The sequence below is a fragment of the Kitasatospora herbaricolor genome, from assembly GCF_030813695.1.
Classification (GTDB): domain Bacteria; phylum Actinomycetota; class Actinomycetes; order Streptomycetales; family Streptomycetaceae; genus Kitasatospora; species Kitasatospora herbaricolor.
Window position 1 is genome coordinate 8,697,078 of sequence record NZ_JAUSVA010000002.1, and the last position, 26,460, is coordinate 8,723,537.

General features: G+C 75.2%; 21 protein-coding genes and 2 pseudogenes. 12 read left to right on the forward strand and 11 right to left on the reverse strand.

What is annotated here, in order from left to right; translation table 11 throughout:
* Positions 1–115 precede the first annotated feature (115 nt).
* Positions 116–538, forward strand: a complete 423-nt coding sequence (locus tag J2S46_RS37615; protein ID WP_191291611.1) for a hypothetical protein — start codon at positions 116–118, stop codon at positions 536–538.
* 335 nt (positions 539–873) lie between these two features.
* Here J2S46_RS37615 and J2S46_RS37620 read toward each other — a convergent pair whose 3' ends face one another.
* The 3 genes and pseudogenes from J2S46_RS37620 to J2S46_RS37630 all read right to left on the reverse strand — a co-directional run bounded on the left by J2S46_RS37620 (position 874) and on the right by J2S46_RS37630 (position 3,979).
* Positions 874–1,308, reverse strand: a complete 435-nt coding sequence (locus tag J2S46_RS37620) for a VOC family protein (RefSeq protein ID WP_191291639.1) — start codon at positions 1,306–1,308, stop codon at positions 874–876.
* Positions 1,309–1,392: 84 nt separating this feature from the next.
* Positions 1,393–3,546 (reverse strand): annotated as a pseudogene (locus tag J2S46_RS37625) (tetratricopeptide repeat protein); the annotation flags it as partial.
* Between the two features lie 49 nt (positions 3,547–3,595).
* Complete coding sequence (locus tag J2S46_RS37630; RefSeq protein ID WP_191291610.1) at positions 3,596–3,979, reverse strand: hypothetical protein; 384 nt, start codon at positions 3,977–3,979, stop codon at positions 3,596–3,598.
* A gap of 398 nt (positions 3,980–4,377) precedes the next feature.
* Between J2S46_RS37630 and J2S46_RS37635 the strand changes: the two genes are divergently transcribed.
* Positions 4,378–5,838, forward strand: coding sequence for an aminotransferase class I/II-fold pyridoxal phosphate-dependent enzyme (locus J2S46_RS37635; RefSeq protein WP_191291609.1), 1,461 nt, complete (start codon positions 4,378–4,380; stop codon positions 5,836–5,838).
* Between the two features lie 101 nt (positions 5,839–5,939).
* On the opposite strand, the gene J2S46_RS37640 is transcribed toward J2S46_RS37635, so the two are convergent.
* From J2S46_RS37640 to J2S46_RS37660, 4 genes are all read right to left on the reverse strand, one after another.
* On the reverse strand, positions 5,940–6,848 hold the full coding sequence (locus J2S46_RS37640; protein ID WP_191291608.1) for a LysR family transcriptional regulator: 909 nt from the start codon (positions 6,846–6,848) through the stop codon (positions 5,940–5,942).
* Between the two features lie 333 nt (positions 6,849–7,181).
* Positions 7,182–8,075, reverse strand: a complete 894-nt coding sequence (gene efeU / locus J2S46_RS37650; protein WP_191291606.1) for an iron uptake transporter permease EfeU — start codon at positions 8,073–8,075, stop codon at positions 7,182–7,184.
* Between the two features lie 37 nt (positions 8,076–8,112).
* Positions 8,113–8,838, reverse strand: coding sequence for a cupredoxin domain-containing protein (locus tag J2S46_RS37655; protein ID WP_191291605.1), 726 nt, complete (start codon positions 8,836–8,838; stop codon positions 8,113–8,115).
* Between the two features lie 82 nt (positions 8,839–8,920).
* Entirely contained in the window at positions 8,921–9,457 is a 537-nt protein-coding gene (locus J2S46_RS37660) for a carbohydrate-binding module family 20 domain-containing protein (protein ID WP_229912953.1), read from the reverse strand.
* 133 nt (positions 9,458–9,590) lie between these two features.
* Between J2S46_RS37660 and J2S46_RS37665 the strand changes: the two genes are divergently transcribed.
* From J2S46_RS37665 to J2S46_RS37680, 4 genes are all read left to right on the forward strand, one after another.
* Positions 9,591–10,547 (forward strand): GlxA family transcriptional regulator, encoded by a 957-nt coding sequence (locus J2S46_RS37665; RefSeq protein WP_191291603.1) that lies wholly within the window; start codon positions 9,591–9,593, stop codon positions 10,545–10,547.
* A 216-nt stretch (positions 10,548–10,763) separates the two neighbouring features.
* Positions 10,764–11,762 carry a type I glyceraldehyde-3-phosphate dehydrogenase gene (gene gap, locus J2S46_RS37670; protein ID WP_191291602.1) on the forward strand — a complete coding sequence of 333 codons (999 nt, stop codon included), beginning with the start codon at positions 10,764–10,766 and terminating at the stop codon, positions 11,760–11,762.
* A 531-nt stretch (positions 11,763–12,293) separates the two neighbouring features.
* Positions 12,294–15,953, forward strand: coding sequence for a DNA polymerase III subunit alpha (locus J2S46_RS37675; RefSeq protein WP_370882288.1), 3,660 nt, complete (start codon positions 12,294–12,296; stop codon positions 15,951–15,953).
* A gap of 396 nt (positions 15,954–16,349) precedes the next feature.
* The gene (locus J2S46_RS37680) at positions 16,350–17,042 is read left to right on the forward strand and encodes an SDR family oxidoreductase (protein WP_191291600.1); all 693 of its coding nucleotides are present in this window, start codon (positions 16,350–16,352) and stop codon (positions 17,040–17,042) included.
* 285 nt (positions 17,043–17,327) lie between these two features.
* On the opposite strand, the gene J2S46_RS37685 is transcribed toward J2S46_RS37680, so the two are convergent.
* Together J2S46_RS37685 and J2S46_RS37690 are read right to left on the reverse strand one after the other, a co-directional pair.
* Entirely contained in the window at positions 17,328–17,993 is a 666-nt protein-coding gene (locus tag J2S46_RS37685; RefSeq protein WP_191291599.1) for a DJ-1/PfpI family protein, read from the reverse strand.
* A 100-nt stretch (positions 17,994–18,093) separates the two neighbouring features.
* A pseudogene (locus tag J2S46_RS37690) lies at positions 18,094–18,557 on the reverse strand (serine hydrolase domain-containing protein); the annotation flags it as partial.
* Positions 18,558–18,606: 49 nt separating this feature from the next.
* On the opposite strand from J2S46_RS37690, the gene J2S46_RS37695 reads away from it, so the two are divergent.
* Complete coding sequence (locus J2S46_RS37695) at positions 18,607–19,665, forward strand: NAD(P)-dependent oxidoreductase (RefSeq protein ID WP_191291598.1); 1,059 nt, start codon at positions 18,607–18,609, stop codon at positions 19,663–19,665.
* A 489-nt stretch (positions 19,666–20,154) separates the two neighbouring features.
* On the opposite strand, the gene J2S46_RS37700 is transcribed toward J2S46_RS37695, so the two are convergent.
* The gene (locus J2S46_RS37700) at positions 20,155–21,090 is read right to left on the reverse strand and encodes an SDR family oxidoreductase (RefSeq protein ID WP_191291597.1); all 936 of its coding nucleotides are present in this window, start codon (positions 21,088–21,090) and stop codon (positions 20,155–20,157) included.
* Positions 21,091–21,229: 139 nt separating this feature from the next.
* Between J2S46_RS37700 and J2S46_RS37705 the strand changes: the two genes are divergently transcribed.
* Together J2S46_RS37705 and J2S46_RS37710 are read left to right on the forward strand one after the other, a co-directional pair.
* Positions 21,230–21,808 (forward strand): TetR family transcriptional regulator, encoded by a 579-nt coding sequence (locus J2S46_RS37705; protein ID WP_191291596.1) that lies wholly within the window; start codon positions 21,230–21,232, stop codon positions 21,806–21,808.
* A 290-nt stretch (positions 21,809–22,098) separates the two neighbouring features.
* Entirely contained in the window at positions 22,099–22,608 is a 510-nt protein-coding gene (locus J2S46_RS37710; RefSeq protein ID WP_191291595.1) for a hypothetical protein, read from the forward strand.
* A gap of 492 nt (positions 22,609–23,100) precedes the next feature.
* On the opposite strand, the gene J2S46_RS37715 is transcribed toward J2S46_RS37710, so the two are convergent.
* Positions 23,101–23,670, reverse strand: coding sequence for a TetR/AcrR family transcriptional regulator (locus tag J2S46_RS37715; RefSeq protein ID WP_191291594.1), 570 nt, complete (start codon positions 23,668–23,670; stop codon positions 23,101–23,103).
* A 99-nt stretch (positions 23,671–23,769) separates the two neighbouring features.
* On the opposite strand from J2S46_RS37715, the gene J2S46_RS37720 reads away from it, so the two are divergent.
* The 3 genes from J2S46_RS37720 to J2S46_RS37730 all read left to right on the forward strand — a co-directional run bounded on the left by J2S46_RS37720 (position 23,770) and on the right by J2S46_RS37730 (position 26,429).
* Positions 23,770–24,261: an FBP domain-containing protein gene (locus J2S46_RS37720; protein WP_191291593.1), complete on the forward strand. Its 492-nt coding sequence runs from the start codon at positions 23,770–23,772 to the stop codon at positions 24,259–24,261.
* A gap of 307 nt (positions 24,262–24,568) precedes the next feature.
* The gene (locus tag J2S46_RS37725) at positions 24,569–25,696 is read left to right on the forward strand and encodes a DNA polymerase Y family protein (protein ID WP_191291592.1); all 1,128 of its coding nucleotides are present in this window, start codon (positions 24,569–24,571) and stop codon (positions 25,694–25,696) included.
* Positions 25,677–26,429, forward strand: coding sequence for a class I SAM-dependent methyltransferase (locus tag J2S46_RS37730; protein ID WP_191291591.1), 753 nt, complete (start codon positions 25,677–25,679; stop codon positions 26,427–26,429). The genes J2S46_RS37725 and J2S46_RS37730 overlap by 20 nt, the downstream gene beginning before the upstream one ends.
* The last annotated feature ends 31 nt before the right edge of the window (positions 26,430–26,460 follow it).

Sequence of the window (26,460 nt, forward strand, 5' to 3'; positions counted from 1 at the left end):
CGTCATGTCATTTCCGTTGCGCATCAAAGGCAACGGTTCGGTGGCTCCGGAGCATGTGGAGAGTGGGCGGGCTTCCGTCCGCCCGTCCTGATCCAATTGATCCGAGGAGTCCCGGATGTCCCACCCGATCCATCCTGCCCGGCGGTCGGCCGCGAAGCTCAGCAGGAAGCTGGCCGGCGCCGCCGCGATACTCACCGTCGTGGCCGGCAGCCTGGTCGGGGCGGCCGGCCCGGCCAGCGCCGGCAGCAACGGACAGCAGATCGTCTTCCGCGACAGCCTCGGCATCGCGGACTCGATCAGGATCTGGGGCTACAACAACTACGGCTCCTACGTCGGGGTCTGCCAGAGCACGCCGGTCCACGACAACTACATCAGCGGCTACTGGTGGAGGGGCTCGGTGTCGATCTACGGGTACAAGGGCGTCGGCTGCCCCACGAACGGCGCCGTCATCTACGGCACGGCCACCATTCCGACCAGCCAGTCGGGCAGCGACTGGACGGTCGTCAGCGACGCAGGCTGGGGGATCGGCGTCGGCTGACCGGTAGTGGCCGGCGGGGGCGGCCGGGACCGGGTCCGCGGATCCGGCTGCCTGCGGGAACCGCCGGCGGGGTCGCAGGCGGTGACCCGGCGCCGGCCGGTGCGGGCCAGCACCCCCCGCCGTTCCGGCCGACGGGTGAGATCCCGTCCGGATCCCGGCGCGTCCCGGGGATCCGCCCGCCGGCCCGGCTACCGTCCGAGGGCGGGCGTTGCTGCGCCCTGCTTCCCGGCCCGGTCGCTTCTCCTCGTCGCGGCCGGGCCGCGCCCTGCTCCAGGGGGAACGGGGGACGTGTCCGGGCCGCAGCGCCGCTGCCCGGACACGTCCGCCGTGCCGGTTCAGGCCGGGGCCGCGGCGACGCAGAACTCGTTGCCCTCCGGGTCGGCCATCACCACGTGGTGTCCGGTGAACTCCTCCAGGACGGTCCCGCCCGCCCGCACCAGCCGGTCGGCCTCCGCCCTGACCCGCGCCCACCGCTCGTCGGTGCTGCCGTGCCCGGGCACCCGGATGTCGAGATGCAGCCGGTTCTTCGCCCTCTTGGGCTCCGGGACCTTGAGGATGGAGAGCCTGGGGCCGTCACCTCCGGGGTCGCAGAGCCAGGCACCGTCGTCGGCGGACTCGTCCGCCGGCAGGTCGAACTGCGCGAGCCACTCCTCCCGCGTCCGGAAGGGAGCCGGCGGTGGTTCGTCGACATAGCCCAGCGCAGTCCTCCAGAACTCGGCGAGGAGCTGTGCGTCCGTGCAGTCGAGGGTCAGGTCGATTCTTGCTGCCATGACAGGACCGTACTGCGCGCCCGGCCGGCGAGGCGCCGGCTCGGCCAGGTCCTTCTCGGTGGCGAGGGTCTCGACGTGGTCGGGGCCGAGCACCCGGATCCGGTCGGCGAGCAGTTCGGTGAGGGCGGTGGCGGCGCCGCCGGCGTCCCCCGAGGCCGCCAGCCACCGGGAGAGCCGGTGCCGGCCGGTCAGGGTGTCCGGGTGGTCGGGGCCCAGCAGCCGGATCTGGTCCTCGACGATCCCGGCGAGTGCGGCGGCGGCCGCCGACGGGTCCCCTGCGGCTCCTCGCCAGTGGGCGAGGTTGCACCGGCCAGCCAGGGTGTCCGGGTGGTCCGGGCCCAGCAGCCGGATCTGGTCCTGGAGCACCTTCGCGGCGTCGTCGACGGCGCCCGCGAAGTCCCCCGACTCTCCTCGCCAGTGGGCGAGGTTGTACCGGGTGGCCAGGGTGTCCCGGTGGTCCGGGCCCAGCACCCGGTGCTGGTCCTCGACCAGCCCACCGAGTGCGACGACGGCCCCCGCGGCGTCCCCCGCGGCCCCGCGCCAGACGGCCAGGTGGTACCGGGCGGTCAAGGAGTCGGCGTGCTCCGGACCCAGCCGCAGGCGGGTTTCGGCCGCCAGACGCTGGGCATGGTCGCGGGCGGCCACCGCCTGGCCGGATCCTCCCAGACTGCGGTCGGCACGGAACAGCACCGGGTGGGCGCCGGATCGGTAGAGGGCGTCCTGGTTCTGGCCGGCCAGGGCGGCGGTGTTGGCCCGCAGAGCCTGGGCCGGCGCGGTGTCGCGTTCGATCTCGGGCCACGCGTCCAGCAGGGCGTCGGCTGCGGTGCGGGTCAGCCGGTCGTGCTCGTCGGGGGTGAGGGCCTCGCGGGTGGCTCGTTGGACGAGCCGGTGGACGCGCACCGCCGGACGCGCGTCCCGGGGATCGTGGTCGATCAGGTTCAGGCGGTGCAGGGCGCGCAGCGCCTGGACCGCGTCGTCGGCCGTGACCGGGGCCGATCCCCTGCTGATCCGGGCGCGGTGCCGGGTGAGGTGGGCGAGGACGGGGGCGCTCGTCAGGACGGCCGAGGGGATGCCGTTGGGGTCGAGCATCGCGGTGAGCTGCAGCATCGGTCGGGCCAGTCCGGCCGGGTGGAGCCGGTCGGCGCGGTCGACGGACAGCGACCATGCGGCGGCCACGGTGGTGGACTGATCGTCCGGCAGCGCGTCGGGTTCGGGCAGCAGGTGGGCCAGCTTCTTCGCTCTGCGGGCCAGCAGACGGCGGTAGGCACCGCAGTCGAGTCCGGCGTCGACGAGGTAGGCGGCGGACTGGGACAGGGCCAGCGGTAGCCGGCCGAGGTCGGCGGCGAGACCCTGCAGCTGGTCGCCGGCCTCGCGACGGCCGTGCGCGGCCAGCACGCGGGTGAGGTAGGCGTGGGCCTCGTCGGGGGTGAACAGCTCCACGGGCAGGAGGCGACGGCCCGCGCCGGTCAGGGCCGCGTCGCGGCGCCGGGTGGTGGTCAGGGTGCGGCCGTGCGGGTGGGCCGGCGGCCACAGGCCACGCAGGTCGGCCGGGTCGGCGACATCGTCCAGGACCACCAGCCATCGGCAGGGCCTCGAAGCGGCCTTGGGTTCCAGCCAGGCCAGGAACGCCTTCGCGGCCTGCCCGGGGTCGCCCGGATCGGTACCGAGGATCTCGGTGGCGGCCTGCGCGTATCCGGCCACGGTCGCCGACCGGTTGTTCGCGGTGATCCACACCAGTACGTCCACCTCGCCGCGCTCCCAGGCGGTGCGGGCGTAGTCGGCGGCCAGCTGGGTCTTGCCCACCCCGCCGGTGCCGGTCAGTACCTGGGACGGCACCGCGGAGCCGTCCAACGCGGCCCGCAGCCGCTGGACCGCGGCGCGGTGCTGGAAGGACAGGGCCCGGTGCGGAATCACACCGACCTGGTGCGGCCGGCCGGCGGCCGGCCGGGGCGCAGCCTGCTGGACCACGGTGAGGCCGCCGACCGCCAGGTATCCGCTGTTGGCGACGGCGCCTGCCGAGGCGGTCGCGGGCGCCGTACGGGACACCTCCACCGAACCGGCTGCGCGGGCCGGTCCGCGGTGGCCGGTCACCGAGGTGCCGGCATCGCGGGCCGTGGCCCGCCCGCTCTCCGTGACGGTCACCCCCGGCACGCCGGTCCCGGGTCCGTCGCCGTCGTCCCCGGCGCCGGGGGCGCGCTCCGGGCCGGGGTCCGGCGGGCGTCTGCGCCAGCGCGTCATCGCGGCCGTCCCCCTTCCAACGGGCCGGTGGAGCCGGGGTCGGCCGGGGTCAGCCGTGGTCGATGCCGGTGGTGGCACTGCTGTCGGAGCCGTCCGCGGACGCGTCCCCGGTCCGCTCCGCCCGGGCGGAGCCGGTTCCCGCGCCGCCGGGGCGCCGCACGCCGGAGACCGCCCTGCCGCCGGAGGTGGCCTTCGCCTTTCCCGTGCCGGCGGCCACATCCGTCGGTCCGGTCACCGTCGGTCCGGTCACCGTCGGTCCGGTCACCGACGGCCGGAACCAGGCCCAGGCCAGGGCGGTGATCCCGGCGGCCCCCTGGACCGAGGCACCGACCAGCTGGCCGGTGTCCGCACCGTCGAGCAGCCAGACCAACGGCGTCGACACGATCGCCGCGCCGGCGACGGTCAGCAGCGTGATCCTCCATCCTGGCGACACGTCCTCCCCCTTGTTCGCGCGCTGTGGCCGACAGAGCGTCAAAGCACGGCCCTCAGGGCCCGTTCCTCATCGGTAGCAGGAACGTGTTCCCCTGGCCACCGGTTCGGCCGAACTCGTTCCCCTCGCCGCAGGCTCAACCGGAGGCGGGTGGGCCGGCGCCGAGATCGCCGGCACGCGTGGCTCTCCGCGGCTGGGGCGGGGATCGGGGGGCACAGAGCACGGAGGTGGGGAAGCGGGGGTATAGAAGAAAGCTGGACCCTGCCAGAGAACTGCGGCATTCCGCGAGCACCCCGCCCGCTGCGAGCCTCCAAGGGTGAGCCCTTCCCGAATCCCCGCACTCGCCCCCGTCCCCACCCCCCCCGGGCGGCACGCCCGGCAGTGGTGGCCTCGTCGGCACCGTGTCCCCCCAGCACGCCGCGCCCTACGCGGACGCCGTCCTTCGCACCGCCGGCCAGGACTGGCAACGCCTCAACGTCCCCGGCCACGCGGCCGGCACCGGCGGGTCGACCGATCTGGCCGGGCTGTTCGGCGACGCCCCGCTGCGGCTGGACGTACCGCCGCTGCTGGAGGGGATCGACCTGGGCGCCGGCAGTCCGCTGGACCAGTCGCTGGGCCTCGCCGCCGAGGCCTGGGGCGCGCGCCGCACCTGGTTCCTCACCAACGGCGCGTCGCAGGGCAACCGGATGGCCGTGCTGGCGGCCCGGGCCCTCGGCGACACGCTCGTGGTGCAGCGCAGCGTGCACTCCAGCGTGATCGACGGGCTGGTGCTCTCCGGGCTGCGAGCCGCCTTCGTCCACCCCTCCGTGGACCTGGACCTCGGGATCGCCCACGGCGTCACCCCGGCGGCCCTCGCGGCGGCGCTCTCCGTCAACCCCGGCGCGGCGGCCGCCTACGTGGTGACGCCCAGTTACTTCGGCGCGGTGGCGGACGTCCGGGCCCTGGCGGAGGTCGCGCACCGGGCCGGCGTGCCGCTGTTCGTGGACGAGGCCTGGGGCGCGCACTTCGGCTTCCACCCGGGCCTGCCCGGCGGCGCCCTCGCCCGCGGCGCCGACGTGGTGGTCTCCAGCACCCACAAGCTGGGCGGCAGCCTGACCCAGTCGGCGATGCTGCACCTGGGCGAGGGACCGTACGCCGACGTGCTGGAACCGCAGCTCCGGCGGATCTTCCACCTGACCCAGTCGACCAGCGCGAGCGCCCTGTTGCTGGCCTCGCTCGACCTCGCCCGCCGCACCCTGGTGACCGGGCGGGAGGCGATCGGCACCTCCCTCGCCGCCGCCGACGCGATGCGCGCCGCCGTCCGGGCGGGGGGCCGGTTCGGCGTCGTCAGCGACGGCTTCGGCCGGTTCGCCGACATCGTGGCCGCCGATCCGCTGCGGGTGGCGGTCGACACCCGGGCCGGCGGAGTCTCCGGCCACGAGGCCAGGCGCCGCCTGCTGAACGAGCACCGGATCATGGTCGAGGTCGCCACCGACTCCGCGATCGTCGCGGTGGTCGGCGCCGGCGCGGCACCGGACCCGAAGCGCTTCACCGAGGCCCTGCACGCGCTGCCCGCGCCGCCGGGCGCGCAGGCCGCACCCGTCCGGATCCCGCTGCCGGCCCCCGGTCCGGTCCGGTCCACGGCCCGGGCGGCGTTCCTCGCGCGGAGCACGGTGGTGCCCGCCGCCCGGGCGGTCGGCCGGGTGTCGGCCGACACCCTGGCCGCCTACCCGCCGGGCATCCCCAACGTCCTCCCGGGCGAGGTGATCACCCAGGAGCTGGTCGACTTCTTCCGGCGGACCGCGGCGACCCCGGGCGGCCACGTCCGGGGCGCGGCCGACCTCGCCGTCAGCACCCTGCGGGTGGTCGACGAGGGGGAGTAGCCGCAGCAGGGCGCGGGTGCGGGTGCGGGCGTGGGCGTGGGCGTGGGCGTGGCGCCGGCGCGGGTGCGGGTGCGGCAGCCCGCCGGGGCCACCGGGACGGGTCAGACCGGTCCGGCCAGCACCTGCGCCTGCCGGCGGAGTGCGGCGAGCAGGTCCAGCGCCGCGGGCGACACCCCTGACCTGGGCATCGCCACCCCGATCTGGCGGGCCAGCACCAGGCCCACCAGCTCGCGCACCACGATGTCCTCCCGGGGCCGGCCGAGGCCGAGACGGGGGACCAGCGCCACCCCGATGCCGGCCGCGACGAAGCCCTGCATCACGCCGTAGTCGTCGGTGCGCAGCGCGTGCACCGGCTCGAACCCCTCCCGCGCGCAGGCCCGGCCGAGCAGCCGGTCGCACGGGTCGGCGTCGGTGGTGCCGACGATCCAGGCCTCGTCACGCAGCGCGGCCAGCGGGACGCGGTCCACCCCGGCCTGCGGGTGGCCGGCGGGCAGGACGAGCAGCAGCGGGTCCTCCATCAGCGGATGGACCACGAAGTCCTCGTCCAGCCCGAGCCGGTCGCCGGGCTGCGAGAACACCAGGGCCAGGTGGAGCTCCCGGCTGCGCAGCCCGGCCAGCAGCTCGGGCGGCTCGCCCTCGGTCAGCGACACCCGCACCCCGTGCCCGTGCACCCGCCGGACGGCCGGCGGCAGCAGCAGTGCCCCCGCGGTCGGGAAGGTGCCGACCCGCAGCGCGACCGACCCCTCTTCGACCAGGCCGCGGACCTCCCGCTCGGCCAGCGCGATCCGGGCCAGCACGGCCTCGGCGTGCGTCAGCAGCGCCTCCCCGGCCTCGGTGAGGACGGCGCCGCGCGGCCCCCGCTCGACCAGCTTGGTCCGGAAGTGCGCCTCCAGGGTGCCGAGATGGTGCGTGACGGTGGGCTGGCTGTGCCGCAGCGCCCGGGCGGCCCCGGCGAGCGAGCCCTCGCGGGCGATCGCGCGCAGCACGTGCAGATGGCGCAGTTCGAGCATGGATCGCCTTGCTGTGGACGCGATGACGGCGGGCCCGCCCGCGGGACGGCGGGGTGATCCGGGCGGTCAGGAGGACGGCTGCTCGATCAGCCGGGCCGCGTCCAGCGGTGCGCCGAGCTGTTCCAGCAGTGCCGACCGGGTGTCGGGGTAGTCGATGTGCTCCTCCTCGTCCGCCCGTCGAGGAAGTCCAGGACCTCGGCGTCCCCTCGCACGGCGGGTCTCCGTTCGCCGGTGCCGGGGCCGGACGGCCGGTGCGGAGGGCCCTTCACCATTGCAGCGCAGGTCGCTCCGGGCGGCCACCGTGGGCCGGACGGGTGGCCGCGGGACGGTGGGTCAGGACTGCCGGCGGTGGTCGGTGCCCGTGCCCGGCCCGGTGTCCGTGTCCGTGCCGGCGCCGCCCTTGGCGCCGGCCACCGGGCCGGCGGGCCTGGCCGCGGGCCGCCGCAGGAAGAAGTAGAGCGTCGGGACGAGGTACGCCACCCAGACGACGACCTGCAGCACGGTGGGGTCGGGCTGGAAGTTCAGGACGCCCTTGAGCAGGGTTCCGTACCAGCTGTCCTTCGGGACGGTGCCGCTGATGTCGAAGGCCAGGTTGTCCAGGCCGGGCAGCCAGCCGGCCTCCTGGAGGTCGTGCACGCCGTAGGCGAGCACGCCGGCCGCGACGACGATCAGCAGGGCGCCGGTCCAGGTGAAGAACTTGGCGAGGTTGATCCGCAGGGCTCCCCGGTAGAACAGCCAGCCGAGCAGGGCGGCGGTCAGCAGGCCGAGCGCGGCGCCGATCAGCGGGCGGACGCCGTCCCCGGTGGCCTGGACGGCGCTCCAGATGAACAGGGCCGTCTCCAGCCCTTCCCGTCCGACGGCCAGGAAGGCGGTGGTGACCAGGGCGACGGTGCCCAGGGCGATGGCCTCGTCCAGCTTGCCGTGCAGTTCGGACCTGAGGTGGCGGGCCGTGCGGCGCATCCAGAAGACCATCCAGGTCACCAGGCAGACTGCGGCGATCGACAAGGTCCCGCCCAGCGCCTCCTGGGCCTCGAAGCTCAGTTGGGCGGAGCCGTACTGGAGCAGCGCCCCGAAGGCCATGCTGAGGACGACCGCGGCCGTGATCCCGGCCCACACCGGCAGGAGCTTGTCCCGCCGGTCGGTCCTGACCAGGTAGGCGATCAGGATGCAGACGATCAGGCTCGCTTCGAGGCCTTCGCGGAGGCCGATCAGGTAGTTGGCGAACACGCGTTCTCCTCGGATGGTGGTCCGGTCGGGGACAGCCCTACTCGAGCAGGGAGCGACCCCACGAGTCGCCCGGCCCGCGGAGCCCGGGCCGGCAGGCGAAGGGGGCGGAGCCGACGTGCCGGATGCACTCGTCGAGGGCGTCGTCCGAGGAGAGGCGGTGGCTCTCGGCGACCGGTTCCGTGCGGTCCCGGCCGACCTGGGACGGCGCGAACAGTGCCTGCGCCCGCGCGAGGTCGCCGGTCTTCACCGCCGCGGCGAACTGCTGGACCACCGGGAGGGTGGCGTCCGCCTGGTGCTGGACGTGGCCGCGGTAGGTCGCGACCGCGGCGCCCGGCCGGCGGCCCGCGGCGACGGTGGCGCTCGCGTCGCCACCGGTCACGGTGATCTTCTGTCGGATGCCGTCCCCGGTCATGCCGGGCTTGCAGGCGATCTCGTAGGAGCCGGGCTCGAGCTCGGTGGTGACGGTCGCCCTGGTGCCGGGGCCGATGTTCTCCCGCTCGGTGAAGATCCGGTTCCCCGGTGCGTAGACGTACACCTCGGTGACCTTCGAGCCGGTGTTGCTGACGGCGATGCTCACCGGCCCGGCGGCCAGCGTGTTCACCGACACCCGGCAGGCGGTGTCGGAGGCGTCCACCCGCAGCGTCGTCCCGGAACCCGGCGAGCCGCCCCCGGAACTCGAACAGCCTGCCAGGACCGACGCGGCGGTGGCGGCGACCAGGGCGCCGACGGGCACCAGCGGGCGGCTGCGGCAGGCGGCAGGCATGGGGCTCCCTCGACCGGAACAGGGCCCCCACGCGGGCGTCGTGCGGGGCGAGGGCCACCCCCCTTGCAAGCTGAGGCATACCTTAGTTAGCGGGTCGGATTCCGGCCACACGACCGGCGGCACGACCGGTCGCGCGTCGTGTCACCCGGATGGCCCCGCAGCCCCGGATGGCCTCGCCGCCTCGCCGCCCCGCCGCCCCGCCGCTCCGCCGCTCCGCCGCCCCGCCGCCACGACGGCGGAGCCGGGCGGCCCTGGGCAGGGCCGCCCGGCTCCGGGGTCCGGAACGCTGCTTCCAGCTCTCGTTCAGGCTGAGCGACCCGGCGGAGCCGCTGTTCGCGGTGCGGTTGGCGCCGGACTCCCAGGTGACCTTCCCCGGGGCGTCCTTGACGACGTACTCGTACTCGAACGCGGTGTCGGCGGGCAGGGTCACCGAGCCGGTCCGGTTCGGGTAGTTCGCGGAGGAGAGCGGGACGGCCGAGGCCGGGGCCCGGCTGCCGAGGCTGTCGAGGCCGTACGATACCGGCTGGTAGACCTCCCACCAGGGGTGGGCGCCGCTCGGTTTGATCCAGTCGGCGGGCGGCGCGACCTGGACGGCGCCGTAGCCCTTGGGGCCGAGCAATCGCCCTCGGCCGGGTGCGCGTCCGGCCGGGCACGCGCCGCACACACCACACGCACCACGCGCCACGCGGGTACGCCGCTCCGGACGCCGCCCGGACCAGCGGTCCCCGGGCCGCGTTCCGTACCCTGTCCCCGTGCCCGCCTCCCGCCTGAACCGCGTAGCCGTCCTGGTGCTCGACGGCGCCAAGCCGCTCGACGTCGGCATCCCCGCGCAGGTGTTCACCACCCGGGCGAGCATGCCGTACGAGGTACGGGTCTGCGGTGCCGCGCCGGGGCTGGTGGCCGGTGGTGACGGCCTGTCGTACCACGTGGCCCACGGTCTCGACGCGCTCGGCTGGGCGGACATCGTCTTCGTCCCCGGCTACCGGCTCCCCGACCGCGAAGCCCCCTCGCCGGCCGTGCTCGACGCGCTGGTGGCCGCCCACGACCGGGGCGCGCGGCTCGCGGCGATCTCCACGGGTGCGTTCGCGCTGGCCGCCACCGGTCTGCTCGACGGCAGGCGCGCGACCACGCACTGGCACTACACCCGGGCGCTCGCCGCGAGGTACCCGCTGGTCCGCGTCGACGAGAACGTCCTCTTCGTCGACGAAGGCAGCGTGCTGACCTCGGCCGGCGCCGCTTCGGGCATCGACCTGTGCCTGCACGTCCTGCGCGGCGACCTCGGCGTGGCCGCCTCCAACCACGCGGCCCGGCGGCTGGTCGCCGCCCCCTATCGGAGCGGCGGTCAGGCGCAGTACGTGCCGCGCAGTGTGCCGGAGCCGGTCGGCGAGCGGTTCGCCGCCACCCGGGAGTGGGCGTTGCACCGGCTGGGCGAGCCCCTGACGCTGGAGATGCTCGCCCGGCACGCGGCGGTGTCGCCGCGCACCTTCTCGCGGCGCTTCGTCGAGGACACCGGCTACACGCCGATGCAGTGGGTCATGCGCGCCCGCGTCGACATGGCCCGGGAGCTGCTGGAGCGCTCGGAGCGGGGCGTCGAGCAGATCGCCGCCGACACGGGCCTCGGCACCGGCGCCAACCTCCGGCTGCACTTCCAGAGCATCCTCGGCACCACGCCGAGCGAGTACCGGCGCACCTTCGCCCAGGGCGAGTAGCGCGCCGCCGGGGCCCGGGGCCCTCCGCGCCCGGGCACCCCGTCCCGTCCCGCCCTGTTCCGTCCCGTCCCGGATCGCCTGGCGCGGTCCTCGGAGGGCGCATCCGCGGTTGGCGCGATCCTTGCGAACCGTGGCACTCACGCCGCTGCCACGGGCGGGCGCCGCGCGCGAGTCTGGTGTCGACAGATCTGGTGATCGGTGGAAGGGACACCACTCATGACTCGTATCGCTATCAACGGATTCGGCCGCATCGGGCGCAATGTGCTGCGTGCCCTGCTGGAGCGCGACAGCAAGCTCGACGTGGTCGCCGTCAACGACCTCTCCGAGCCCGCCACCCTTGCCCGGCTGCTCGCCTACGACACCACGGCCGGCCGGCTGGGCCGCCCGGTGACCGTCGACGGGGACACCCTCGTCGTCGACGGACGCCGCATCAAGGTGCTCGCCGAGCGGGAGCCGGCGCAGCTGCCGTGGGCCGAACTCGAGGTCGACATCGTGCTGGAGGCGACCGGCCGCTTCACCTCGGCCTCGGCCGCCGGCGCCCACCTCACCGCGGGGGCGCGGAAGGTGCTGGTCTGCGCGCCCTCGGACGGTGCGGACGTCACGCTCGCCTACGGTGTGAACACCCGTGCCTACGACCCCGCCCTGCACACCATCGTGTCGAACGCCTCCTGCACCACCAACGCGCTCGCGCCGCTGGCCTCGGTGCTCGACGACCTCGCCGGCATCGAGCACGGGTTCATGACCACCGTGCACGCCTACACCCAGGAGCAGAACCTGCAGGACGGTCCGCACCGCGACCCGCGCCGGGCCCGTGCCGCCGCCGTCAACATCGTGCCCACCACGACCGGCGCCGCCAAGGCGATCGGCCTGGTGCTGCCGGGCCTCGACGGCAAGCTGTCGGGCGACTCGATCCGGGTGCCGGTACCGGTGGGATCGATCGTCGAGCTCAACACCACGGTGGCCCGCGAGGTGACCCGGGCCGAGGTGCTGGCGGCCTACCGCGCGGCGGCGGAGGGCCCGCTGGCCGGCATCCTGGAGTACTCGGAGGACCCGCTGGTCTCCTCCGACATCACCGGCAACCCGGCCTCGTCGATCTTCGACTCGGCCCTGACCCGGGTCGAGGGCCGTCACGTCAAGGTCGTCGCCTGGTACGACAACGAGTGGGGCTTCTCGAACCGCGTGATCGACACGGTCGGACTGCTCGCGGCCGGCTGACCCGGTACGAGGCGGGCCCGGGCCGGCTCGACTGGCCCGGGCCCGTCGTCGCCCGGGCCCGTCGGCGCCCGGGCTTCTCGCCGCCCGGGCCGCGCCTCGCGCCCGGGCCGCCCGTCGGCGCCCGGTGCCGACGGCCTACCGCGTGACCATCCATCTCAACGCACTCCGCAGGCAGCACTTCTGAGGCCATGTCGCCGAAGGACGAGGGCGGGAAATCGGCCTCCGCCCGTCGGGCCCGGCCCTGGACGGCCCTGGGCGGCCGTCCCCGGTGGCCGCGGCTGCTCCCGCGCCCGGCCCGCGCCCGGCCCGCGCCCGGCCCGCGCCCGGCCCGCGCCCGGCCCGCGCCCGGCCCGCGCCCGGCCCGCGCCCGGCCCGCGCCCGGCCCGCGCCCGGCCCGCGCCCGGCCCGCGCCCGGCCCGCGCCCGGCCCGCGCCCGGCCCGCGCCCGGCCCGCGCCCGGCCCGCGCCCGGCCCGCGCCCGGCCCGCGCCCGGCCCGCGCCCGGCCCGCGCCCGGCCCGCGCCCGGCCTCCCATGCGGCCGATCCACCCCACTCGCCTCATGCACCCCATGCGTCACCGCCCCCGTCCGGCCGCCTCGGTGCCCCGGGCGCGAGGGTCACCGAAGGTGTTCGCATCGGCGCGGTGCGTCCTTGCAGGTGAAAGCGGGGACGTTCGACCGATTTCTATTAGCTCAAATGTTCGAACAGGCTCTAGGGTGGGTGTCAGGTGGGGGCACCGGAGATCAGGGCATGGGGGTCGTGGAGCTGGGAGGCGACCACCGTTGTTCACGCATCTGCACGTCGCCTCGGGGTACTCCGTCCGCTACGGGGCCTCCCTGCCCGACCGGCTGGTCGAGCGGGCCGCCGAGCAGCGGATGGACGCGCTGGCACTGACCGACCGCGACACCGTCGCCGGGGCGGTGCGCTTCGCCAAGGCCTGCCTCCGGGCCGGGGTGCGGCCGGTGTTCGGCGCGGACCTCGCCGTCCCCCTGCTGGAGCCGCCCTCCACCGCGACGCCCGCCCGTCGCAGGACCCCGGCGCGCGGGGGAGCGTTCGTCGACGAGTCCGCCCCGCGGATCACCCTGCTGGCCCGCGACCGCGCCGGCTGGGCCAACCTGTGCGCGCTGATCACCGCCGCCTGGGCCGCCCGCGCCGAGGCCGGCGGCGGCCAGCCGATCGTCCCCTGGGCCGCGCTGCGGCAGCACACCGAAGGCCTCACCGCCCTGCTCGGCCCCGCCTCCGAACCCGTCCGGGCCCTCGCCGCCGGCCGCCCCGACCGGGCCACCGAACTCCTCGCCCCCTGGCGCGAGGCCTACGGCCCGCACCTGCGCCTGGAGGCCGTCCACCACCGCCGCACCGGCACCGGACCGGGCTCGCTGCGCCTCGCCGCCCGCACCGTCGGCCTGGCCGCCGACCTCGACCTGCTCGCCGTCCTCACCAACGCCGTCCGCTACGCCGACCGCGCGCAGGCGCCGGTCGCGGACGTGCTGGACGCCGCCCGGCTGCTCGTCCCCGTCCGGGCCGGGCGGACCTGCAACGGCGAGCGTTCGCTGAAGGACAAGCCCGAGATGGCCGCCCTGGCGGAGGAGGTCGCCCGGGCGGCCGGCCAGGAGAACGGCGGCGCGGCCCACCTGCTCGCCACCACCGAGCGCACCGCCGGCGACTGCCGCCTCGACCCGGAGTCCGACCTCGGCATCGGCCGGGTGCACTTCCCGGAGGAACACGTGATCGGCGCGGCGCCGGGCACCTCGGCCCGCACGCTGCGGCAGCGGTGCGAGGCGGCGATGGTCCGCCACGGCTACGACCGCTCCGCCACCATGCGCGGCCGCCTGGAGGAGGAGCTGCGGGTGATCCAGACCCTCGGCTGGCCGACCTACTTCCTGACCGTCGCCCAGGTCGTCGACGACGTGAAGGAGATGGGCATCCGGGTGCAGGCCCGCGGTTCGGGCGCCGGCTCGCTGGTCGTCCACCTGCTCGGCATCTCGTTCGCCAACCCGCTGGACCACGAACTGATCATGGAGCGGTTCCTGAACCTGCGCCGCAAGTCGCTGCCGGACATCGACATCGACGTCGAATCGGCCCGGCGCCTGGACGTCTACCGGCGGATCATGGAGCGGTTCGGCACCGACCGGGTCTGCACCCTCTCCATGCCCGAGACCTACCGGGTCCGCTGGGCGATCCGCGACGCCGGTCTCGCGCTCGGCCTGCCGCCCGACGAGACCGGAACCCTGGCGAAGGCCTTCCCGCACCTCACCGCCCGCTCCGCGAAGACCGCCCTCGCCGAACTCCCCGAGCTGCGGCAGCTCGCCGAGCACGCCCACCGCTACGGCCGGCTCTGGGACCTCGTCGAGGGCCTGGACGCGCTGCCCCGCGGCACCGCCATGCACCCCTGCGGCGTCATCCTCTCCGACGACACCCTCCTGCGGCGCACCCCCGTCTTCCCCACGGCCGGCGAGGGCTTCCCTGCCTCCCAGTTCGACAAGGAGGACGTCGAGGACCTGGGCCTGCTCAAACTCGACGTCCTCGGGGTCCGGATGCAGTCCTCCATGGCCTACGCCGTCCAGGAGATCGAACGCACCACCGGCCGCAGGATCGACCTCGACGACCGCACCCAGGTGCCCCTCACCGACCCCGAGGCCTACCGGCTGCTCCGCGAGGGCGAGAGCCTCGGCGTCTTCCAGCTCGAATCGCCGGGGCAGAAGGACCTGCTCGGCCGCCTGCAGCCGGAGACCTTCGAGGACCTGGTCGCCGAGATCAGCCTGTTCCGGCCCGGCCCGGTCCAGGCCGACATGATCAAACCGTTCCTGCTCGGCCGGCACGGGAAGAAGCCGGTCAGCTACCCGCACCCCGACCTGGAGCCGTGGCTGCGCAGCACGTACGGGGTGGTCATCTTCAACGAGCAGGTGGCCGGGGTCTTCGCGACCATGACCCGCTCCGACCTGGCGATGGGCGAGGAGGCCCGCCGCGCGCTCGCCAAGCCGGAGCGGATCGCGGCCCTGGAGTCCTGGTACCGCAGGGCCAGTGCTTCGGCCGGCCGCCGGCCCGAGGTGATCGACCGGGTCTGGACGATGCTCAAGAACATGGGCGCCTACGGCTTCGCCCGCTCGCACGGGGTGGCGTTCGCCCTGCCCACCCTGCAAAGTGCCTGGCTGAAGGCCCACTACCCGGCGCCGTTCTACGCCGGGCTGCTGGAGCACGACCCCGGCATGTACCCCAAGCGTCTCGTCCTCGCGGACGCGCGCCGGCGCGGTGTACCGGTGCTGCCCGTCGACGTCCAGCACTCCGGTACCGACTACCGCACCGAACAGCTCCCCGACGGCCGCCTGGGCCTGCGCATCCCGCTCGCCGACGTCCGCGGCATCACCGACGAGGAGGCCGCCCGGATCGCCGCGGAGCGCCCCTACACCGACATCCCCGACTTCTGGGCCCGGGCCCGCCCCAGCCAGCCGGTCGCCGACCGCCTGGTCCGCATCGGCGCCCTGGACGCCCTCGCCCCCGGCGCCCACCGCCGCGAACTCCTGCTCCAGATCGACGAACTGCACCGCCAGCACCGCACCGCCCAGATCCCCGCCCAACTCGTCCTCGCCCCGCCCGCCGCGCCGGCGGCCGGCAGCACCGGCCTGCCCGCGATGACCCCGGACGAGGAACTGCAGGCCGAACTGGAGGTCATCGGCATGGACGCCTCCCGCCACCTGATGCAGCCCTTCCACCCGCTGCTCGCCGAACTCGGTGTCACCCCCTCCCACCAGCTGGGGGAGCGGACGGCGGGGGAGACCGTCCTGGTGGCCGGGGCGAAGGTCGCCATCCAGACCCCGCCGATGCGCTCCGGCCGCCGTACGATCTTCGTCTCGCTGGACGACGGCTCGGAAGGTGGGCAGGTCGACCTCACCTACTTCGACGACACCCACGCCCAGGCCGCCCACCCGCTGTTCCACCACTTCCTGATCCTGGGCCGGGGCACCGTCTCGCGCCGGGGCAGGTCGGTCACCGTCATCGGCACCCACGCCTGGAACCTGCAGGACATCGCCGACGCCCACGCGAGCGGCGGCACCGCCGCCGTCCGTGCCGTCCTCGCCGCCACCCCGCCGGGCGACGCCGACAGCCAGGACCCCGAGAACGGGCGCCCGGCCCGCCGCCGCCCGGGCGCCGGCCCGGGCCGGCTCTGGCACGCCTCGCCGGGTTCTCCAGGCTGAGACGTGTCTCATGAGACCACCGGCTCCAGGCACGAGGCGGGGAAGCAGTACGCCGGGCGCCGGCGCCGCGCCGGCCGCCAAGGACCAGGCTCAGCCGCTGCCCGTGCCGCACGGGACAGAAGGGGGCAGAAGGGGGCAGGACCGCTTCCCCAGACGGTCAGCGTGTCGGAGCCGGCCGTGCAGTTCGTGCTCGGTCGGCCTTCTCTCCGGGACGACGTGCCGGACTCCGCGTCTGCGCAGGAGAGCGGCCGGAGCACGTACCCGTGGGAGCTCGCACCGGCGGCGGTCGAGCGGCCTGGGCCGCGGCACGGCGTGACAACCCTGGCAGCAGGTCATCCCACGTATAGTGCAGGCGTTTTGGGAATCTGACGACCACGTCGCCGAGGAGGCCGTTGCATGGAGCCCGTCACGCTGATCACTGGTGGATCGACCGGAATCGGTGCCGCCACCGCCCGCACCCTCCTCAAGCAGGGCCACCGGGTGGCGGTCACCGGACGTGACGCGGGCAAGCTGGCCGCCTTCGCCGCTTCGGCCGGAGCCGGTGAGCGGCTGCTCACGATCACAGGCGACGCCGCCGAGGCGGAGGACGTCGCCACCGCCGTGCGCCGCGTGGTTCAGGCGTGGGGCCGACTGGACAACGTCATTGCCAACGCCGGTTTCTCGCTGCCCGGCAACCTGGAGAGCCATGCCCCCGAGGACATGCGCGCCATGGTCCTCACCAACGTTCTGGGCCCGGCCCTGCTGGTGCGCGAGACCCTGCCGCAGTTGAGGGCGTCCAAGGGCCGGATCGTGATCATCGGGTCCGTCGCCGGGGTGCGCAACACGCCCGGCAACCTGTACTCGGTCACCAAGTGGGCCGCGCACGCGCTGGCCGAGAACACCAGGCTGCTGGTCGGCAAGGACGGAGTCGGCGTGACCGTCGTCGCTCCCGGAGTGGTGGACACCGCGTTCTGGGCCGAGCGCGGCGGCACCCCTGAGGAGGCGATGACCCCCGAGCAGATCGCGGCCACGATCGCCTTCGCGCTCAACCAGCCTGCGGGCGTGGACATCAACCAGATCACCATGCGGCCGACCGGGCAGCTCGGCTGACCGGGTACGGCGGTCGAAGCGGAGCTGAAAGCCGTCGTCCGCGATGCCGAGGGCGTCGTGGCGCACTTGGAGGAGGCGTACGGCCTCGGGCCGTCACGCGTGCGCCGACAGCTGCCGCCGGGGCCGTCGGCGTCTGGGGAAGGGGAGCACGGCAGTGAATCCCGGCTCCGTGGGCTGAACTGCGCGCCCCCGGTGGTCAGATGACGCGACGGCGAGCAGGCCGAGCAGGCCGAGCGGTAGGAGTGGTTCGGGAAGCGGGCAGGCGGCGGCCGGAGGCCGAGTGGCCTACCCCGGCGCGCCGGCCGGTGGGAAGCCGGGCCGGGGCACGCCCCGGGCCAGGGCGCGGGCCTTTTCGAGCACCTCGGCCGGGGCCTTGGCCACCGAGCCGGTGTCGAACGGGGGCTGCGGGTCGTACTCGGTGTAGAGCTGGATCGCCTGCGCGGTGGTCCGGTCGCTGAGCAGGGCGGCCAGCCGGATCGCCATGTCGATGCCCGAGGACACCCCGGCCGAGGTGATGATCCGGTCATGACGGACGACCCGTTCGGGGGTGTAGACGGCGCCGTACGACTCCAGTTCGGCGACCGCGCCCCAGTGGGTGGTGGCGGTCAGGCCGTTCAGCAGGCCGGCCGCCGCGAGCACCAGGGCTCCGGTGCAGACCGAGGTGGTGAAGCGGGTCCCGGCGTGAACGCGGCGGACCCAGTCGAGGAAATCGGGGTCGCTCGCCACCGTCCGGGAGCCCGCCCCGCCGGGGACCAGCAGGACGTCGCAGCGCTCCACCTCGGAGTACCTGGTCGGGACGTGCACCGGCAGCGCGCCCAGCACGTCCTGCACCCGGCCGGGTTCCGGCGCGACGAAGCGCACGGTGGCGCCAGGCACGTGGGCCAGGACCTCGTACGGTCCGATCGCGTCGAGCGGCTCGAAGCGGTCGAAGAGCGGGATCACGATGTCCATGCGCCGCATCGTAGGCCTCGCCGGCGGCGGGCGTCCGGGGGCGCGCGGGGCCGGCCCCGTCCCCGGTGGGTCGCCGTACCGCCGGGCCGCCCGCTACCGCGGCGGTACCGTACTGGAACACCGCACCCGGCGCGGAGGTGTTCCCGTGCCGGAAGCCGTAGGTGAGCAGCTCCTGCGGGTGAAGGTGCGACTCGGGTCGCCCTCCAGCGCCTGGACGAAGTCCGGGTCGGAGCTGTAGGGGAAGAGGCCGCTGCGCATCCCGGCGAGCTGACGCAGCGTGATGCCCTCGCCGCCGGGCACGCCGTCGACGTAGTCGGGGATCGGGTCGTCCAGCCCGATCCGGCGGTCGTCGACGAGCCTGAGCAGCGCGGTGACCGTCAAGGTCTTGGTCTCGCTGCCGATCCGCATGAAGAGGTCGGTGGTCATCGGCTCGCCGGTGACGGTGTCGGCGACACCGGTGGCACGGACGTAGCTCCCCCTGCCGGGCATCCAGAGTCCGGCGATCACGCCAGGGATGCCGGCCTGCCGGCGGACGTCCTCGACGGCCCGGGCGCTCCTCGCGGCCGGTTCCCCCGAGCGCAGTAGGGTCCAGGGACCGCGGAAGGGGGATCAGGTGGCGAAGGCGCGGATCCTGTTGGTGGACGCGGCTCCCGGCGAGCTGCTCGACCGGGAGCTGGAACGCCTGCTCGGCCACGGGCTGGCCGTCACGCTGAACCTTCGGCGGGTGGCCGACCGGGCGGGGGCCCGGGCCGCCTGGGCCGGCCGGGTGGACTTCACCGATTTCGACGGGTTCGACGAGCCGGCGCTGATCGCCGAGACCGTCCGGGGCGGGACCGGTCATCACGCGGTGAAGTCCCGCGCGGGCGTCCCGCTGCGGGCGGCCTTCCTCGCGGCGGCGACCGATCCCGACCTGGCCCACCCGCTGCGGGTGGTCGGCCGGGCCGGTGCCGGCACCGACCATGTCGAGCTGGCCGCCGCCGCCCGCCACGGCGTTGCCGTCACCCACACGCCGGGCTCCAACGCGAACGCGGTCGCCGAGTTCGCCCTGGCCCAGCTGCTCGCCTTGCTCCGGAACCTCCCGGCGCACAACGAGGCCGCGCACCGGGGCCGCTGGAGCGCGCCGGCCGCCCCCGCGCGGGAGCTGTCGGAACTGACCTTGGGCATCGTCGGGTTGGGCCGGGTCGGCCTGGCCCTGGCCGAGCGGGCGACGGCCCTGGGCATGACGGTCCTGGGCCACTCCCGGGGCCCGGCCGGGGCTCCGGTGCCACGGGCGGATTCCCTCAGGGCCCTGCTGGCGACCGCTGACGTGGTCTCCCTGCACCTGCCGCTGACCCCGCTGACCCGGGGGACGATCGGCCGGGCGGAGCTGGCGCTGATGCGGCCGGGGTCGGTCCTGCTGAACACCGCCCGGGGCGGGATCGTCGACGAGCAGGCCCTGGCGGACGCGCTGGCCGACCCGGCGCACCCGCTCGCCGCGGCCGCCGTCGACACCTTCGAGCACGAGCACGCCGCCTTCGCCTCGCCGCTCTTCGGCCTGCCGAACGCCCTGCTGACCCCGCATCTCGCCGGGATGACCAGGAGCGCGATGGCCACGGCGGCGATCCGCTGCGCGGACCACATCGCGGCGCTGCTCGCCGGCCGCCCGGAGGGCGTGCCCGTGGTGACCCTCTGACGGCTGCTCAGCGCACCCCGTCAGCCGTCCGCCGGGCGGCGGACGGCTGAAGCGGATGGCCCTCAAGCGGACCCGGCACCCTCGGTCGGACCCGGACCCGGACCCGGGTCCGGGTCCGGGTCCGTCGGCCGACTGCGGGCCGGTGCCGAGATGCCGGCGGAAGAACTGGCCGAGCAGGCCGGTTCGAACCCGGCCGCAGCACCGGGTGCACTCCGTACGGTGGACGCCGCCGGCCGGTTCCCGGCAGGCTGCCCGAGACCCGGGAGAACCTTCGCGGGCTCACCCGCACGAGCGATCCGGCCGGGAAGCCGGGCGCCGGCCCGGCGTGTCCTGCCGCACCCCGTCACCGGCGACCTACCGTCGAGGAGCGGGCGTTGCCGCGTCCTGCTTCCGGCCCGGCCGCTCCCCCCGCAGTGGCCGGGCCGCGCCGTGCCGTCCGGGCGCGGGTTCTCTGCGCCGGCCGTTCGCGGGCGTCGCCCGTGCGGACGCTCAGGCGGCCGGGGCGGCGAAGTAGTGGCCCTGGTCGAGGTCCTCGACGAGCCCGGGCCCGGTCGGCCGCCAGCCCAGCAGTTCGCGGGTGTGCGCGGCGGAGGCGGGGGCGTCCGCGCCGAGGAAGCCGGCCAGCCAGCCGAAGTGTCCGGCCGCGTCCTCGGGGGCGACCGGAGCCACCGGCAGGCCGAGGTGGTGTCCGATCACCTCGGCGAGGGTGCGGACCGGTACGCCCTCCTCGGCGACCGCGTGCAGGATGGAGCCCGCCGGGGCGCCCTCCAGTGCCAGGCGGAAGAGCCGTGCGGCGTCGGAGCGGTGCACGGCGGGCCAGCGGTTGGACCCGTCACCGGGGTGGCCGCTGACGCCCTTCTCGCGGGCGACGGCCACGAGGGCGGCGAGGAAGCCGTGGTCCCCGTCGCCGTGCACGGTCGGCGGAAGCCGGACGACCGAGGAGCGGACGCCGTGGCCGGCGAGGGCGAGCGTCGCCCGCGCGTTGGCCAGCCGCTTGGCCGGGCCCCCGGGCAGGTGGGCCGTGAGCGGGCCGTCGGCCCGGCCGTCCTCCTCGGTCGCGACCCGGCCCGGTGCCAGCCCGAGCGTCCCCGAGGCGATCAGGAACGGGCGGTCGGAGCCGGCGAGCGCCTCGCCGAAGGTGTCGATGGCCCGCCGGTCCGCTTCGGCCGCGCTCTCGAAGCCGCCGCTGAACGCGAGGTCGTGCTTGAACGCGAGGTGGATCACGCCGTCGGACTCGCCGGCCGCGTCGCGCAGGGCCGGGAGGTCGTCGAGTGTGCCGCGGCGCACCTCGGCGCCGGCCCGGACGAGGGCGGCCGCCGCGGCGTCCGAGCGGGCGAGCCCGACCACCTGGTGGCCGGCGTCGATGAGTTCCGGGACGACGGCTGAACCGATCCAGCCGGACGCGCCGGTGACGAACACGCGCATGAGGAGAACCTCCGGGTAGGTCGACGGCGCCCGCCGCGGGTGCCGGGGCACCGGAGGCGCGGCGGACGGAGTCGATGTCAGTGACTGTCATCGACCGTAGCACCTGATGTCAGGGACTGTCATCGCGTAGGATCTGCGCATGGGTCGATGGGAGCCGAACGCGCGCGGGCGCCTGGAGCAAGCAGCGCTTGACCTCTACCGGGAGCGTGGGTTCGAGCAGACCACCGCCGCGCAGATCGCCGAACGCGCCGGGCTCACCGAGCGGACGTTCTTCCGGCACTACGCCGACAAGCGCGAGGTGCTGTTCGGGGGCTCGCAGGCGCTGGAGCAGGTCTTCGTGGACACCCTCGCCGGCACCCCGGAGGCGGCCGCGCCGATCGACGCGATGGCCGCGACGCTGGAGGCCGTCGCGGCCTTCTTCCTGGACCGCCACGAGTTCGCCCGGCGGCGCCAGGCCGTCATCACGGCCAACGCGGAGCTGCGGGAGCGCGAACTCGTCAAGCTGGCCTCGCTGTCCGCGGCGCTCGCCGCCACCCTGCGCCGGCGCGGCGTCGAGGAGCCGGCGGCGAGCCTGGCCGCGGAGGCCGGCATCGCCGTCTTCAAGGTCGGCTTCGAGCGCTGGGTCGGCGACGACGGGGGCCGCAGCCTCGCGGACCACCTGCGGGAGGCGCTCGGTGAGCTCAAACGCGTGACCGCGGGCGTGACCGCGGAGGCGTGACCGTGGGGGAGTGGCCGCCGGCGCGTGACCGCAGGCGCCCGGTCGGGGTCGCGGTCCGGTGCCCCCCGGTGCCCGGGGAGGGACCGGATCGCCGGTCCCGGGCGGCGTCGGCGCTCCCCGCCTGCGGGGTTCGGCCGGGCCGCGCCACGTGACCTACGCCTCTTGTCCGGACGTGCCTGTCATGGTTTGATCACGATGCTTCTGTGGGTGGCCGCCGGGGGCGGGGTGCCGGGCAGGCTGTGCCGGCCGGTCCCGTGCGCGGTGGTGGTGTCGAGAAGGGGGTGGAGGGCTTGTTCACGGATGCTGATGCCGACCCCGTCGGCGGCGGTGAGCCGACTCCGGCGGAGCTGCGGGATCTCCAGGCACGTGCGGACGCACTGGCGCGGGACGTCGCCGCGATGCGGGAACGGCTGAGACAGCAGCCGGACCTGCCCCGCGGCGTGCGGGGAGCGTTGCCGGGCGCGCTGGACGAGTCCCTCGGGCAGGCGGCCCGGCGGCTCGGGGGAGCGGCCGAGAAACTGGCGCGGGTGCGGGCCGCCCAGCAACCGGGGTCGTGCACGGCGTGGTGGGGGATCTGCCCGCGCTGCGGGCCGACGCTGCGGACGGAGGACGGCCGCTCCTGGTGCCAGGAGTGCGGCGCCGGATGGGGCTACGACCGCTCCCAGGGGCCGTGCGGCGAGGCGGCGACCTTCCTGGCGATGGACGCGCAGGGCGGGACGGTCATCGTCTGCGCCGCGCACGGCCGGCACATGCAGGAACGCCTCGACGGCGGGCTGCTGCTGGCGATCCCCACGTTGTAGAGAGCCGCGCGCCGGTAGAGATCCGCGTGCCGGCCGGGTCGTGACCGCCTGCGTCACGACCCGGCCGCGCCGTGACCTGCCCGCGCCGTGACCACGCCACGACCCGCCCGCGCCGTCACCCGGCCGCGCCGTGCCCACCTCCGGCGCGCCGCCGGTCCTCCTGCTGTCCGCAGGCCTGGCCGGCCGGTGTTCCCCCCGTCCCGCCTCGCGGTCCGTCCGAGCCGCCGTGCTGTGCGCCCCAGCGGCGGCAAAGGCCCGTCGCTGCACAAGGGTTGACAGTGGTCAGTCGTACCCCGAGTCTCCCGGGAGAGTGCTCTCCCATGCTCGATGTGCGACCTGTTGCGACCTGCTGCGAGTGGCCGGTCCTGCCCGGCGCACGGGCGCCCTCGTCCCCATCGCGGCGGGGGCGCCCCGCGCCGCCCCCGCCGTCCCCGCCGTCCCCGCCGTCCCCGCCGTCCCCGCCGTCCCCGCCGTCCCCGCCGTCCGCGCCGGTCAGCGCGTCGCCCGGTTCCGCAGCAGGGCGTCGAGCGAATCCAGGACCCACTCCCAGGACTCCTGCGAGTCGACGGCGGTGTGGCTGAAGCCGCCGGCCGCCTCCAGGCTGACGTAGCCGTGGAAGACGCTGCCGAGCATCCGGACGGCATGCGTCTGGTCCGGTTCCGCCAGGTCGTAGCCGCGCAGGATCGCCCGGGTCATCTGCGCGTGCCGGACGTCGGCGCTGGCGGCCGCCGTCTCGGGGTCGAGCCTGAGCCGGGCGGCGTCGTAGCGGCCGGGGTGCTCCCGGGCGTAGTCGCGGTAGGCGTCGGCGAAGGCGGCCAGCGCGTCCTTGCCGGCCCGCCCGGCCACGGAGGCGGTGACCCGGTCGGCGAGTTCCTCCAGTGCGAACAGGGCGATCCGGGTCTTGAGCTCCTGGGAGCTCTTGAGGTGCGAGTACAGACTCGCGACCTTGACGTCGAACCGCCGGGCGAGCGCCGAGAGGGTCACCTGGTCGAAGCCGACCTCGTCGGCCAGTTCCGCCCCCGCCCGGGTCAGGCGCTCCGGTGTCAGTCCCGCTCGAACCATGACCTGCCTCCCATGACCGTCATTCCATGACCTTCATCCCGATCGCCGATAGCCATTATGCATTTGCCTAAAGCCTATAGGCAAATTAGCGTGGTGCTCATGAAGCCGCTGACCGAGCAAGACATCCGTACCGCGTTCGTGAACTGCACCAAGGGCGAGGCGAAGCGCCTGTCCGTCCCCCGGGACCTGGCCGAGCAGCCCTGGGAGGATCTGGACTTCCTGGGCTGGCGGGACCCTCAGTCCCCCGGCCGGGCCTACCTCGCCACCGAGCTGGACGGCCGTCCGGTGGCGCTCGCCCTGCGCAGCCCCGGTGCCGCCGCCTGGCAGCCGCGGCGCAGCATGTGCTCGATCTGCCTGACCACCCACACCGGTGGCGTCTCGCTGATGGTCGCCGCCAAGGCCGGCCGGGCCGGGCAGCAGGGCAACTCCGTGGGTGCCTACATCTGCAGCGACCTCGCCTGCCCGCTCTACGTGCGGGGCAAGGGGGTGGAGGGCGTCGGCGCGCGGCTCCCCGAGTCGCTCACCGTGGAGGAGAAGATGCGGCGGGCCGTCGCCAACCTCGCCGCGTTCATCGCCAAGGTCACCGCCTGAGGCGGTCGGCCGCGGGCGGCGCGTGCGCCGTGCCCGCCCGGGCCGGTCGGTCCGCGCTCCCGGCGGCTCCGGCCCGTGGGGTCACAGAGCGTGTTCGAATCAGGTCGATGCGTCCTTGCAGGTGAAAGCAGGGACGTTCGATCGATTTCTATTAGCTCAAATGTTCGAACAGGCTCTAGGGTGGGTGTCAGGTGGGGGCACCGGAGACAGGGCATGGGGGTCGTGGAGCTGGGAGGCGACCACCGTTGTTCACGCATCCGCGCATCGCCGTGCGCAACCTCCCCGCCACCGCTCCCGGGGGTGCGCGATGACCGGCAGCACGTCCCGGGCGATCCTGCAGGTGCGTGTCGCGGGAGTGTCCTTCGAGCGCTACCAGGAGCTGTTCGCCGTCCTCGCCGACATCACCCCCGTCGTGCAGGCCCTGCCGCCGGACGGCGCGCTGCTGGACGTCACCGGCGCGCTGAAGTTCTTCCGGCGCACCCCGGAGGGCCTGGCCGACCTGCTGCAGACACGGCTCGCCGCCCGGTACGGCGTCCAGGCCGCGATCGGCGGCGGCGGGACCCGCCAGCTCGCCGCGATGGCCTGCGGCACCTGTCGCCCGGGGGAGACCCGCATCCTCGACCCGCGGGACCCGCACGCCGCCCGGGCCTTCCTGCGCTCCCGGCCGGTCGAGGCGCTGCCCGGCGTCGGCCCGGCGCTCGCCCGCGGCCTGCAGCGCTACGGGGTCCGCAGCGTCGGCGACCTCGCCGACCTGCCGCTCGCCACCGTGCAGCGGATCGCCGGGGCCGGCACCGGACGGCTCCTGCACGACCGCGCCCAGGGACGCGACCCGCGCCCCGTCGCCGCCGGCGGCCCACCCGCCGGCATCGCCGCCACCCGCCGCTTCGAGCAGGACGTCCTCGACCCCGACCAGGCCCGCCGGGCGCTGCTCGCCCTCGCGGTCGACCTGGGTGCCCGGCTGCGGGTCGGCGGCAAGATCGCCCGCGGGATCGAGCTGCAGGTCACCTACGCCGACCGCTCCCACACCTCCCGCTCACGGACCCTGCGGGAGCCCACCGCGCACACCCCGGCGATCACGGAGGTCCTGTACGCGATGTTCGCCTCGCTGGGCCTGCAGCGGGCGAGGATCCGCGCGGTCACCGCCCGCGTCGGCGCTCTCGCCGCCGCCGAGCGGGGCCACGTCCAGCTCACCTTCGACGCCGCCACCGAGGACCGCCGCCGCCTGGAGCCGGTCCTCGACAAGGCCGACCTGCGCTTCGGCACCGGCGCCGTCCGGCCCGCCGCGCTGGCCGGCCCGCTCCCGCACCGGCCCGGGAGGCGCAGGGCGGGCCGAAGCGGCGCGCTCCCGTCGGTCACGGACAGCGGCTATCCTCGCCCGGGCGCCCCGCCGGGGGCGGTCTACGGACGGGACGGGCATGGCCAGAATCACCTATGACGCCACGACAGCGACCTCTTTCCGGGCCGTTCGCGAGATCCCGCGCGACGGGCTGGCGGCCTGGGAGGACGCCGTGCGACGGCATCTGGACCCGTCCCCGGGCATGACCGTCGTGGACATCGGCGCGGGCACCGGAGCCTTCGCCACGGCCTTCTGCGACTGGTTCGGCGCGCACGTGGTCGCGGTCGAGCCCTCGGAGGCGATGCGGGCCCTGATCCCGGGCCGCCCGGACATCCAGGTCCGGGCGGGACACGCCGCGTCCCTGCCACTGCCGGACGCGGGCGCCGACGCGGCCTGGCTGTCCACGGTGACCCATCACGTCCCCGACCTGCCGGCGGCCGCGCGCGAGATCCGCCGCGTGCTGCGGCCGGGGGCGCCGGTCCTCGTCCGCAACGCGTTCGCGGGCCGCTACGAGCGCCTCCGCATCGTGCGCTGGTTCCCCGAGACGGCCAGGGTGCTGGACACCTACCCGTCCGTCGAGGAGACCTGCGCCGCCTTCGCCGAGGCGGGCTTCGCACCGGCCGCCCTGGAGCCCGTCCCGCAGGCCGACATCGCGAGCCTGGCCGAACTCCTGGAGCGGGCGGATGCTCTCCGGGACGCCGACACGCTGATGCGCAGCCTTTCGGAGGAGGAGTTCACCCGCGGCAAGGAGCGGCTGCGCGAGGCTGTGCGGGCTCAGGACCCGGCCGCGGTGGACCTGACCTCGTCGCTCGATCTGCTCGTGCTGCGCTGACTCCGATCCCGTCCCGCGCGGCGGCGGTGTC

Excerpts from the sequence above, each read along its gene's own strand:
- J2S46_RS37615 (WP_191291611.1), top strand. The coding sequence starts at position 116 with ATGTCCCACCCGATCCATCCTGCCCGGCGGTCGGCCGCGAAGCTCAGC.
- J2S46_RS37620 (WP_191291639.1), bottom strand. The coding sequence starts at position 1,308 with ATGGCAGCAAGAATCGACCTGACCCTCGACTGCACGGACGCACAGCTC.
- J2S46_RS37640 (WP_191291608.1), bottom strand. The coding sequence starts at position 6,848 with ATGCTCGAACTGCGCCATCTGCACGTGCTGCGCGCGATCGCCCGCGAG.
- J2S46_RS37655 (WP_191291605.1), bottom strand. The coding sequence starts at position 8,838 with ATGCCTGCCGCCTGCCGCAGCCGCCCGCTGGTGCCCGTCGGCGCCCTG.
- gap (WP_191291602.1), top strand. The coding sequence starts at position 10,764 with ATGACTCGTATCGCTATCAACGGATTCGGCCGCATCGGGCGCAATGTG.
- J2S46_RS37675 (WP_370882288.1), top strand. The coding sequence starts at position 12,294 with ATGCGGCCGATCCACCCCACTCGCCTCATGCACCCCATGCGTCACCGC.
- J2S46_RS37680 (WP_191291600.1), top strand. The coding sequence starts at position 16,350 with ATGGAGCCCGTCACGCTGATCACTGGTGGATCGACCGGAATCGGTGCC.
- J2S46_RS37685 (WP_191291599.1), bottom strand. The coding sequence starts at position 17,993 with ATGGACATCGTGATCCCGCTCTTCGACCGCTTCGAGCCGCTCGACGCG.
- J2S46_RS37700 (WP_191291597.1), bottom strand. The coding sequence starts at position 21,090 with ATGCGCGTGTTCGTCACCGGCGCGTCCGGCTGGATCGGTTCAGCCGTC.
- J2S46_RS37705 (WP_191291596.1), top strand. The coding sequence starts at position 21,230 with ATGGGTCGATGGGAGCCGAACGCGCGCGGGCGCCTGGAGCAAGCAGCG.
- J2S46_RS37715 (WP_191291594.1), bottom strand. The coding sequence starts at position 23,670 with ATGGTTCGAGCGGGACTGACACCGGAGCGCCTGACCCGGGCGGGGGCG.
- J2S46_RS37720 (WP_191291593.1), top strand. The coding sequence starts at position 23,770 with ATGAAGCCGCTGACCGAGCAAGACATCCGTACCGCGTTCGTGAACTGC.
- J2S46_RS37725 (WP_191291592.1), top strand. The coding sequence starts at position 24,569 with ATGACCGGCAGCACGTCCCGGGCGATCCTGCAGGTGCGTGTCGCGGGA.
- J2S46_RS37730 (WP_191291591.1), top strand. The coding sequence starts at position 25,677 with ATGGCCAGAATCACCTATGACGCCACGACAGCGACCTCTTTCCGGGCC.